Annotated in this window: 13 protein-coding genes and 2 pseudogenes; 8 read left to right on the forward strand and 7 right to left on the reverse strand. The window is 69.3% G+C overall.

Annotated elements, in window-relative coordinates:
* From CLM62_RS20010 to CLM62_RS20025, 4 genes and pseudogenes are all read left to right on the forward strand, one after another.
* A pseudogene (locus CLM62_RS20010) lies at positions 1–183 on the forward strand (zf-HC2 domain-containing protein); the annotation flags it as partial.
* Positions 180–947 (forward strand): ABC transporter ATP-binding protein, encoded by a 768-nt coding sequence (locus tag CLM62_RS20015; protein WP_257003944.1) that lies wholly within the window; start codon positions 180–182, stop codon positions 945–947. The pseudogene CLM62_RS20010 and the gene CLM62_RS20015, both read left to right, overlap by 4 nt.
* On the forward strand, positions 944–2,293 hold the full coding sequence (locus tag CLM62_RS20020) for a hypothetical protein (RefSeq protein ID WP_095751269.1): 1,350 nt from the start codon (positions 944–946) through the stop codon (positions 2,291–2,293). Before CLM62_RS20015 ends, CLM62_RS20020 begins: the two co-directional genes overlap by 4 nt.
* On the forward strand, positions 2,290–2,934 hold the full coding sequence (locus CLM62_RS20025) for a hypothetical protein (RefSeq protein ID WP_257003945.1): 645 nt from the start codon (positions 2,290–2,292) through the stop codon (positions 2,932–2,934). The genes CLM62_RS20020 and CLM62_RS20025 overlap by 4 nt, the downstream gene beginning before the upstream one ends.
* A 112-nt stretch (positions 2,935–3,046) precedes the next feature.
* On the opposite strand, the gene CLM62_RS20030 is transcribed toward CLM62_RS20025, so the two are convergent.
* Positions 3,047–3,583 carry an HNH endonuclease gene (locus CLM62_RS20030; RefSeq protein WP_095751270.1) on the reverse strand — a complete coding sequence of 179 codons (537 nt, stop codon included), beginning with the start codon at positions 3,581–3,583 and terminating at the stop codon, positions 3,047–3,049.
* Between the two features lie 340 nt (positions 3,584–3,923).
* On the opposite strand from CLM62_RS20030, the gene CLM62_RS20035 reads away from it, so the two are divergent.
* Complete coding sequence (locus CLM62_RS20035; protein ID WP_095751271.1) at positions 3,924–5,018, forward strand: mechanosensitive ion channel family protein; 1,095 nt, start codon at positions 3,924–3,926, stop codon at positions 5,016–5,018.
* 146 nt (positions 5,019–5,164) lie between these two features.
* Entirely contained in the window at positions 5,165–5,788 is a 624-nt protein-coding gene (locus CLM62_RS20040) for a Uma2 family endonuclease (RefSeq protein WP_095751272.1), read from the forward strand.
* Here CLM62_RS20040 and CLM62_RS20045 read toward each other — a convergent pair whose 3' ends face one another.
* The 3 genes from CLM62_RS20045 to CLM62_RS20055 all read right to left on the reverse strand — a co-directional run bounded on the left by CLM62_RS20045 (position 5,789) and on the right by CLM62_RS20055 (position 7,790).
* Positions 5,789–6,655 (reverse strand): N-acetyltransferase, encoded by an 867-nt coding sequence (locus CLM62_RS20045; protein ID WP_095751273.1) that lies wholly within the window; start codon positions 6,653–6,655, stop codon positions 5,789–5,791. It abuts the gene before it with no gap.
* Between the two features lie 104 nt (positions 6,656–6,759).
* Complete coding sequence (locus tag CLM62_RS20050; protein ID WP_095751274.1) at positions 6,760–6,960, reverse strand: DUF397 domain-containing protein; 201 nt, start codon at positions 6,958–6,960, stop codon at positions 6,760–6,762.
* A complete protein-coding gene (locus tag CLM62_RS20055) occupies positions 6,957–7,790 on the reverse strand; it encodes a helix-turn-helix transcriptional regulator (RefSeq protein ID WP_095751275.1) in 834 nt (277 codons plus the stop codon). The genes CLM62_RS20050 and CLM62_RS20055 overlap by 4 nt, the downstream gene beginning before the upstream one ends.
* 137 nt (positions 7,791–7,927) lie before the next feature.
* Between CLM62_RS20055 and CLM62_RS20060 the strand changes: the two genes are divergently transcribed.
* Both CLM62_RS20060 and CLM62_RS20065 read left to right on the forward strand, forming a co-directional pair.
* Complete coding sequence (locus CLM62_RS20060; RefSeq protein ID WP_095751276.1) at positions 7,928–8,113, forward strand: hypothetical protein; 186 nt, start codon at positions 7,928–7,930, stop codon at positions 8,111–8,113.
* The gene (locus tag CLM62_RS20065; protein WP_095751277.1) at positions 8,110–8,424 is read left to right on the forward strand and encodes a hypothetical protein; all 315 of its coding nucleotides are present in this window, start codon (positions 8,110–8,112) and stop codon (positions 8,422–8,424) included. The genes CLM62_RS20060 and CLM62_RS20065 overlap by 4 nt, the downstream gene beginning before the upstream one ends.
* Before the next feature lie 279 nt (positions 8,425–8,703).
* Here the strand turns inward: CLM62_RS20065 and CLM62_RS50105 are convergent, their stop codons facing one another.
* The 3 genes and pseudogenes from CLM62_RS50105 to CLM62_RS20075 form a co-directional block, all read right to left on the reverse strand.
* Positions 8,704–9,189 carry a hypothetical protein gene (locus CLM62_RS50105; RefSeq protein ID WP_179382155.1) on the reverse strand — a complete coding sequence of 162 codons (486 nt, stop codon included), beginning with the start codon at positions 9,187–9,189 and terminating at the stop codon, positions 8,704–8,706.
* A gap of 27 nt (positions 9,190–9,216) precedes the next feature.
* The gene (locus CLM62_RS50110) at positions 9,217–9,444 is read right to left on the reverse strand and encodes a hypothetical protein (protein ID WP_179382156.1); all 228 of its coding nucleotides are present in this window, start codon (positions 9,442–9,444) and stop codon (positions 9,217–9,219) included.
* 31 nt (positions 9,445–9,475) lie between these two features.
* Positions 9,476–9,596, reverse strand: a pseudogene (locus tag CLM62_RS20075) (IS5/IS1182 family transposase); the annotation flags it as partial.

Here is a 9,596-nt window from a genome sequence, read left to right on the forward strand (position 1 = left end):
TGCGCCGTACTCGCCCCGGCGCTCGCCGCCCCGGGCGGCCGGCTGACGGCCCGCCTGTCCGAGCAGCTCTCGTACTGCCTCGACGGCACCCCGGCGCAGGGCGGCTGGACGGCTGCGGCCGTCCTGTGCGCCGCGCTGCTGGCCGCCCGCCGTCCCGCCTACGACCACCTGGAGAACCGTTGAGCACGATACGAGTGACCGGACTGCACGTCCGGCACCGCAGAACCGTCGCCCTCGAATCGGTGGACCTCGACTTCGGCCCCGGCGTGCACGGCCTGCTCGGTCCGAACGGCGCCGGCAAGACCTCGCTGATCCGGGTCCTCGCCACGGTCGCCGCCCCGAACGGCGGCCGGGTGGAGCTGCTCGAGGACGACGTCCGCGACCACCGGCGGCGGGCCGCGGTGCGGCGGCGGCTGGGCTACCTGCCGCAGGAGTTCGGGTACTACCCGGGATTCACGGTGCGGGAATTCGTCGCGTACGTGGCCTGGCTGAAGGAGATGCCCGCCGCCGGGACCCCGGCCGCCGTCGAACGGGCCGTCGCCCGTGTCGGCCTCGCCGACCGCATCGACGCCAAGGTCAAGACGCTGTCCGGCGGCATGGTCCGCCGCGTCGGCATCGCGCAGGCCATCGTCAACGAGCCCGACGTGCTGCTGCTCGACGAGCCGACCGCCGGCCTCGATCCGGAGCAGCGTGTGGAGTTCCGCGAGCTGCTGCGCGAGCTGGGCGTCTCGTCGACCGTGATCGTCTCCACGCACCTGGTGGAAGACGTGGCGGCGGCCTGCACGGAGGTCACCCTCGTGGAGTCGGGCCGGGTCGCCTACCGGGGCACACCCGAGTCGCTCGCCGCACTCGGCGAGTCGGCGGGCGGGGTCGGCGACAACCCCATCGAGCGCGGTTATACGGCGGCACTGCGCGCCCACCGTGGCCTGGAAGGGGCGGCGCGATGACCCTCGTCGCGGAGAGAGAAGACCGGAAGCAGGGCGTTTCGCACCACCCCCCGCACCACCCTCTGCGCGCCGAGGCCGTCCGCGGCTTCGCGCCCTGGGTCGGCGCCGCCGTCCTGCTGACGCTCGCGGTCGCGCTGGCCGTCGACTCGAAGCAGTGGCAGGGCGGCTGGGCCGAGACCCGCGACGAGCTGCACATCGTGTCCGGGTTGCTCTGCGTCCCGCTGACCCTGGCCGCGGGCTGCTGGCACGGCGGACGCGAGCGCAGACGCGGTACCGAGGAGCTGCTGGCGACGGCCGCCCGCGGCACCCTCGCCCGGCTCCTCGCGTCGGCCCTGCCGCTGGCGCTCTGGGTGGTCGCCGGGTACGCGATCGCGGCCGGCCTCGCCCTGCTCGCCACCTGGTACTGCGCCACCGGCGACAGCCCGTACCTGATCGCGCCGCTCACGGACGCGGTCGTACTCGCGGCGGCCACTGTGATGGGCCAGGTCGTGGGACGGCTGGTGGCCTGGCGGTTTGCGGCACCGCTGCTGGCGGCGGGCGCGTACGTCGTCCTCGGCTTCCTCGCCTACGACAGTCGGCGCGCCGTGCGGTACCTGTCGCCCGTCCTCGACGGTTCGACCGACTCGGTCCCCGTGTGGTGGCAGCCGGTGACGCTGGTGGTGTGGACGGGCGGTCTCGCGGCCGCCGCGGTCCTGGCTTACGCGGCCCGCCGCCGCTGGACCGCCCTGCTCCCACTGGCCGCAGCGACCGCCGCGGGCGCACTGCTGGTGCAGACCGGGGACGGCCTGTGGCACACCAGCCCGCTCGCCCGCCGCCAGGTGTGCGACACCTCCACGACCCCGCAGGTCTGTGTGAACGCCCGCTATGAGCGCCTCCTGCCGCAGGTCACGGATGCCCTGTCCGGTCTGACGGACCGCTTGGAGGGCGTACGGAACCTGCCGGTGCGGTACCAGGACCTGCCGGCCCGGCCGGCGCGGGACGAGGTTCAGCTGCCGATCGTGACGCCGATCGGCTGGAGCGTCGTACGAGGACGGCTCACCGATCCGGAGCAGTACGCGTGGGAGGCCGGGATGAAGCTGATCGGCCGGAGCTGGTGCGATGAGCTGGACCCGCGTCTGGATCCGGTCGACGACGCCGTGGAGCACTATCTGGCGCCCAAGCCGGTGGAGAAGTACTTCGACGAGCTGCTCGCCGAGGGGAGCCGGGCCGACCGCGCCAGGCTCGACGCCCGGCTCGCGGCCCGCGCCCGCCTAGAGGCGATGGGCGAAGAGGAGCGCCGTACCTGGCTGTCGGCGTACTTCGCGACGGTGGACGAGTGCGACCCGGGGAAGGTGCCGACGCTGTGACCGACGGCCTTCTCCTCCGCGCCCGTACCCGCGCCCACACCGGCACCGCACCCGCCGGTCTGCTCCTGTACGCCCGCTCGCGCACCGTCCCGCGCGCCCTCGCCGTGCTCCTCGCAACGGCCGGCCTCGCCGTATGGGCGGCACACGGCCTGGACGCCTACGTCGATCCGGACCGGCGGGTGCCGGTCGTGGCGCTGGCCCCGCTGTTCGCGGCCGCGGTGATCGGGTCGAGCCTGCGCACGGCGTCCGACGAGCTGGACCGTACGGCCGCACGCCCCTGGTGGCAGCGGCGGCTGGTCCATCTCCTGGCCCTCACCGCGCTCGCCGCGGCCCTGCTGGCGGTGGCGGTGCTCGGGCACCCGTCCGTGTTCGGCCCGCCCGCCATGATCCGCAACACGCTCGGCTGCACGGGCGTCACCGTGGCCGCGGCCGCCGTACTCGGCGCCCGGCTGAGCTGGCTGCCGGCCTTCGGCTACGTCAGCGCGGTGTACCTGGGGTCGGCCGGGACGCACGGGCGCGCGGTCACGGTGTGGGCGTGGCCGGTGCGGCCGGGCGGCGAGACGGGCGCCTGGGCGATGGCGCTGGGGGCGTTCGTGGTGGGCGGAGCGCTGTACGCCGTACGGGGGGCGCGGGCGGACTGACACCACGGGGGCGGGCACCCCGAGGGGCCCCGCGTCGCGCTGGACGTGGGGCCCCTCGGGGTCACCGAATGTCGGTCACCGAATGTCACCGGGTATGCAAAAGCCCGGATCCTCAGGCGGAAATGCCGTCGATCCGGGCCAAGGCGTCGTCCGCGCCGTACGGCTGCAAGTACGGCAGCCAGCGCGGGTCCCTATGGCCGGTCCCGATGATGCGCCAGGCCAGGCCGGTGGGCGGAGCGGGTTTGTGGCGCAGGCGCCAGCCGATCTCGAAGAGATGGCGGTCGGCCTTGACGTGGTTGCAGCGACGGCAGGACGCGACGACATTGTCCCAGACGTGCTTGCCCCCGCGACTGCGCGGGATGACGTGGTCGACGCTGGTTGCGACGCCACCGCAGTACATGCACCGGCCCCCGTCGCGGGCGAACAGCGCCCGACGGGTCAGAGGAACGGGCCCCCGGTAGGGAACCCGCACGAATCGCTTGAGCCGGACCACGCTGGGTGCGGGGACTGTGACGGTTGCACTGTGCAGATAGGCGCCGGATTCCTCGAGGCACACGGCCTTGTTCTCCAGGACGAGGACGAGCGCGCGGCGGAGCGGTACGACGCCGAGCGGCTCGTACGACGCGTTCAGGACCAGGACTTGCGGCACGGATGGCCTCCTTGGACGCCGGCGGCGCGTGGCTCGCGCCGGGACGATTCGTAAGTCAGTCTCCCCTCATGCCTGGTGGAAGCGCCACCATGTCCCGGTAACGGGCTGGGAGTGTTTTCGACCACATCTCATTCATCCCCAGGATCATGAGCAGTTCATCCCACCTGTTCATCCCCAGATGAGCGCGCTCCCTCCCCCGGACATCACACCGATCCACACACGATGTCCGGATAGTGTGGTGGACCTGCCCTACCGGTGACCTTTTCGTGACCTTGAACGGCCGCGAACGACCTCTGACCTCTGCCGGTGGGGCGGACCGCTGCACCTGGAGGTACCTGCCGTGTCCTTGTCCGCCGCCCTACTGGCCGCCGGCCCATCGCCGTCGCCGTCCCCGTCCGAGACGTCGACCCCGCCGGTGCCGACGCTCCAGGACGCCCAGGAGAGCGCGACGAACGCCGCCAGCTGGATCGAGCAGAACTGGTCCACCTGGCTCGCGATCGGCCTGAGGGTCCTGCTGATCCTGGTGATAGCGGCGGTTCTGAGAGTCGTGGTCCGGCGGGCGATCACCAAGCTGATAGACCGCATGAACCGCACGGTCCAGGCGGTCGACGGCACGGCACTCGGCGGTCTCCTCGTCAACGTCGAACGCCGCCGCCAACGCTCCCAGGCGATCGGTTCGGTCCTCCGCTCGGTGGCCAGCTTCATCATCCTCGGCACCGCGGGTCTGATGATCCTCGGCACCTTCGAGATCAACCTGGCCCCGCTCCTCGCCTCCGCCGGTGTCGCGGGCGTGGCGATCGGTTTCGGCGCGCGCAACCTGGTGACGGACTTCCTCTCCGGCGTCTTCATGATCCTGGAGGACCAGTACGGCGTAGGCGACACGATCGACGCGGGTGTCGCGTCCGGCGAGGTCATCGAGGTGGGCCTGCGCGTCACGAAACTCCGCGGCGACAACGGCGAGATCTGGTACGTCCGCAACGGCGAGGTCAAGCGCATCGGCAACCTCTCCCAGGGCTGGGCCACGGCCGGAGTGGACGTGACCGTCCGCTCGGACGAGGACCTGGACAAGGTGAAGCGGACCATCGCCGAGGTCGGCGAGAAGATGAGCAAGGAGGAGCCCTGGAACGAACTCCTCTGGGGCCCGATCGAGCTCCTGGGCCTGGACAGCGTGCTCCTGGACTCGATGGTCGTCCGAGTCTCGGCGAAGACAATGCCGGGCAAGGCCCTCACGGTCGAACGCGAACTCCGCTGGCGCATCAAGCGCGCCTTCGACGCGGCGAACATCCCGATCGTGGGCGGCCCGGCTGTCCCGGTGGACGGCGACCTTGACGCGGACCCGACGGCGGGGATGGCGCCCCCGTCGGCGTACTCCAACACGGGGTCTCCGCAGGCGCAGGCGGCTACGCCGCTTACGCCGCCGAGCGTGTCGAAGTAGGGGAAGCACGGACGGAACGGTTCAGCACACTCGTTCGAGTGAACGGTCGGGGCATTCCGGCGCGGGGAGCGCGCGGGGTGCCCCATCGTTCTGCCGGGGCACCCACGCAGGCGTAGCCTGGCACCAGCGCGACGAGGAGAACAGCGATGAGCGCCGAACCGATCATGGAGACGGTCATGCCGCAGGTGGACCCCATCGACCTGTTGATCGCGTTCGAAAAGGCAGCGTCACCGATGCCGATTCGGGCGGAATACATCGAGGGGACGGGCATCGTGCCTCCTCAAGCGGATCGTCGGCACAACCTCGGCGCTGCGAAGCTGATCGTTCAGTTCCATCTGGCGGGCATCGACAGCGCAGCCGCAGGCGATGGCTTCCGCGCCGCCCATCCCGACGGTCGCACCATGGCTCTGGTCGTCCCGGACTTCTCCGTGTGCCGCCGGGAGCCCACCGAGCTGGACGAGTCCTACCGCAAAGTCCACGGAGGCTGGTACCCCATCGACATGCTGGCCCTGGTCGGCGAGGTCACCTCCGCCAACCACGAGACCGACACCGGCCCCAAGTTCCGCACCTACGCCGCCGCCGGCGTCCCCGTCTACGTCCTCATCGACCGTCACTCCAAGACGGCCCACTGCTACACGGACCCGGTCCTCCCCGGCGACGACCCAACCGAGGCCTACTACGCCACCGACACCAAGGTCGACCTCGGCGAGCCCCTCCCCCTCCCGGCCCCGTACCCCACCTTGGACACGGCCCCGTTCGTCAGGGACTAGCTAGGCGTCCCGGTATCGGTCCCGGACCTCGGGACGTTGCCGGAAGCCGGCTGACTTGTAGGTGGCGACGGCGCCGGCATTGGAGCTCGGGGTGCAGACGATCGCGCTCGACGAGCCCAGCTCCTGGAGTGCGGCCGCCGCGGCGAGGGTGATCGCCTCGCCGTAGCCGTGACGGCGATGTTCCCGGTGCACGCCCATCGGTTCGAGCAACCCGGGCTTCCCCGGACCGGCCGACCACACCGTCACCGCCGCCACCGCGTTGTCCTGGTCGTCGTACGCGACCAGACACCGGGCGTCGGCGTACGGCAATCCGGCCGCCATCGCGTGCCAGCGCTGGTCCGTGAACCTCGACCCGTCGAACGACGCCCGCTGTACGGCGGTCCGCACATGCGCCTGTTCCGGCCCGACCACCTCGATCCGCACGCCTGGGTCGTTCACCGGCTCCGTGAGGTCGCGGCGCAGCGGCGTCCACGGCTCGTCGGCGTTCCAGCCGTCCTCGAACAGCAGCTCTTGGACCAGTGCACCCATCGGCGCCTCGATGTTCGCCCTCCCCTCGGGCAGCACGCCGCGCTCCGGCTCGGTCACGTCTTCAACCAACTGCCGCGCCAGTTCCTCCTCCCGCTGAGCGTCCGGCGCGATCGTCAGCCGCAACAGCCGGGGACCGTCCAGCAGCCCGACGGCGAGAATCCGTCCGTCCCGGCTCCACGTCCGGACCGCCGCGGCCGTCGCTTCCGCACCGAACCGCCAGAACCAGCCCAGGTCCCCCGGATGCAGTTGCATCGGCGCCCCGTCGTACTGCCACTCCCGCACCACACCCACTGCCTCGCTCAGCCCGTCGACTCCCGGCCTGCCCAACACAATCGCCATATCCCCGATCACACACCACCGCACCGACAGCCCGCACCCACTCTGGAACTACCGGGCCGTTGCTGGCACAGGAGGGGGGAGGGAATGGCCGACATGAATCACCGCTATACGCCCTTGACCTGTGCCAGGAATGACGCCCACGATGTCGCCCCGAAAACCAGCACCTGACCGTCCGGCACCTTGCTGTCGCGTACGGGGATGAGGTCGGTGTAGCCGTCGGCGACCTCGACGCAGTTCGTGCCGCCCCCGTCGCTGTAGGACGACTTGCGCCACACAGCGGTGGTCAGGTCGGGGTTTCGGTTCATGATCTGCACTCCTCCAGAAGGCGTTTGATGAACGCCGTCGACTCCCCGGGAGTCAGAGCCGCGTCCCTGACGAGATCGTAGGACAAGCGAAAGGACAAGACCTTGTCCGGATCGTCGATCAGTTCGCCGAATCCGTTGCCTTCCACGTAGGCGACGGGGTCGCCGACTCGCTGCCAGAGGAGCCAGAGATGGCTGTCCATGAGGTCGTGCACACCGGCCGCGTAGGGCAGCACTTGGAGCGCGACATTGGGAAGTTCCGCCGCGTCCACCAGATGCGACAACTGGTCCGTCCACACCTTCGCGTCAGGAACCGGGCGCCGCAGCGCGCCCTCGTCCAGGATCACACGCACGCTCGGCGCCGGATCGCGGTACAGCAGCTCCTTCCGTCCCATGCGCAAGGCCACCTGCTCTTCGACTTCCTCGCCGTTGCCGGCCGTTGTCTGCGCTCCGGACAACCCTGACAACACCGCACGGGCATAGTCCTCGGTCTGCAGCACTCCCGGCACCCGCAGCTGGAACAACCACATGACCCGAGCCGTCGCCTCCAGGTCCATGAATGCCTTGTACTTGTCCTTGATCACCTCCTTACGTGCATCCCGCCACAGGCGAACCAGCAGGTCACCGGAGCCGTGATACCTGTCCAGGTCCTCCATGACAGCCCGCTTGGAGAGCCGCTCCCCCTTCTCCAGGCGGTACAGATAGCTCTTGTCGTACGCCGTCTCCTCCGCCAGCTGCCCCAGCGACTTATCCGCCTTCTCCCGCAGGAACCGCAGCGTCCGCCCGAGAGCCGCGCGCCTCGACTCCCCTTCTGCGACCGGGTGTTCGGTCATGTCACCCCTCACCGTTGCCTGGCGCCCGGACAACGCCAGCCCTCTTCCGCAGCGTACGCGCAACCAGTGACGATCGAGACACGAACGGTAATCACCGCTCGTCACACACCGATCGACCACGACGAGGAGCGCAAGGGATGGGCGAACGTATGGCGGCACTCGGGAAGTTGCTGCTCATGGCAGCGGTCTGCGCACTGCTGCCGACCACGGACGTCCGGCGCAAACGCAGACTCCAACGACAGCGCCGTCGCGCCCTGTGGCTCGCCACATACGGCATCGACGTAGGACCCCGACGGATCCACGGCGTGGAGGTGTCCAGGTGAGCACCCGCCCCAGCTCGGCCCCACCCTCCGACACCCTCCGCCTCCTGCCCTGGACCACCCCCGACGGCAAACCCTGCTACCTCAGCACCGACAACGACCACAGCAGGCTCTCCCTCCTCGCCGACGACGTGGAAGAAGCCCAACTGGACTCGGGCGAACAGGTACTAGCAGGAGCCAGAGCCGTACTCGCCGACCCCAAGGCCGGCGAACGAGCCGTGCGCTTCGCCCTCACCAGGGCGACGGAGTCCCTGTCCGACACCCTCCGCATCGCAGTCAGCCGCGGCGAACGCATCCCCAGGAGCCACTCGTGAACATCACCCCCACCGTGCCATGCCACCCGGGTACGCGAAGCATGGATTCAGACCCGTCAGCCACCGGCGACTCCGCGATGCGCCGCGCGTACGACCTCCCCGGCCTCACGGATGGCCCGGTCGCGCAAGACAGGGTCCGCTGAGAGTCAATTCGCCTGTCCGCTGGTGTGCATGGAAGTGCCTTGTTGTACGGCCGTGTTGCCGTCGGCATTGCCGTCAAGATGCTCGAAAGTCCCACCAGCAACAGGCTGGTGGGACTTTCGAGACAGCCCCTACAGGCTATGCCCGTGGCGCCAGGAGAACGTTTCGAACGCCTTCCTCAGATAGCCACTCCTCGGACTCATGAAAATCCACCAGCTCGCGTATTTCTCGTCGCACATCAGCATCAACCATCTGCATAGCCTCGTTGAAACTACTCACGGCAACGGAGCCCGCGCGGGCCAGGATCAGCAGAACATTCCCACTTCCGCCCGTCGGGATAGAGACAAGTTCTCTAGCAGCCATGGCAACTCCCTTACCGAGGTCCGAGCAAGGGAAGCGACTCAAGGCTGCATGCGCCGCCTGGTAGGCCCCGTAATCCTCTTCAGCTCTCAAGGAGGAAACGATGGCGGCAACACCGTCCGGCCCCTCGTCTCCAGTCACCGAATCAGCCAACTCGACGTACCGATTCCAGCGGCGCTCGGCTTCTTCCGGAGGAGTGACCTCGTCATCATCCTGCACAAGGTCACCGCACTCGACGATCTCGACAATCCAGTCCGACGACATTCGCATCTCATTTCATTTCGCACGATGCTACGGGTTTTGCTCCGAAGCCCACTTCTTAAGAGCCTTGTGATCAAAGAACTCCTCGGCCACGTCCACATCGGCGTCACCGCCACCGTCTACCCCCACGTCAGACTCCGGCTCCAGCGCGATGCCATCGACCTCCTCGGCCGCGTCCTCGACCAACCCTGACATACGTACGGCAACGGCGGCGGACACCAGGTGTCCGCCGCCGTTGCCGTCAACTACTGCCGTCAAGCGCCTCTGAAGCTCCAATCAATGAGCGTTTTCAGCGGAGCCGCTCCAGGGTGAGGATGGCCGCGGCGACTGACGACATTCGATTCGGGCTGCATCGTGCCCTGCGGAAGATCCGCCAGGACTTCAGTCGTGCGACGCCGCGCTCGACCGGC

Origin of the sequence: Streptomyces sp. SA15 (genome assembly GCF_002291145.1) — a bacterium.
Lineage (GTDB): Bacteria > Actinomycetota > Actinomycetes > Streptomycetales > Streptomycetaceae > Streptomyces.

Excerpts from the sequence above, each read along its gene's own strand:
- CLM62_RS20055 (WP_095751275.1), bottom strand. The coding sequence starts at position 7,790 with ATGACCGAACACCCGGTCGCAGAAGGGGAGTCGAGGCGCGCGGCTCTC.
- CLM62_RS50105 (WP_179382155.1), bottom strand. The coding sequence starts at position 9,189 with ATGTCGTCGGACTGGATTGTCGAGATCGTCGAGTGCGGTGACCTTGTG.
- CLM62_RS20060 (WP_095751276.1), top strand. The coding sequence starts at position 7,928 with ATGGGCGAACGTATGGCGGCACTCGGGAAGTTGCTGCTCATGGCAGCG.
- CLM62_RS20020 (WP_095751269.1), top strand. The coding sequence starts at position 944 with ATGACCCTCGTCGCGGAGAGAGAAGACCGGAAGCAGGGCGTTTCGCAC.
- CLM62_RS20045 (WP_095751273.1), bottom strand. The coding sequence starts at position 6,655 with ATGGCGATTGTGTTGGGCAGGCCGGGAGTCGACGGGCTGAGCGAGGCA.
- CLM62_RS20050 (WP_095751274.1), bottom strand. The coding sequence starts at position 6,960 with ATGAACCGAAACCCCGACCTGACCACCGCTGTGTGGCGCAAGTCGTCC.
- CLM62_RS20040 (WP_095751272.1), top strand. The coding sequence starts at position 5,165 with ATGAGCGCCGAACCGATCATGGAGACGGTCATGCCGCAGGTGGACCCC.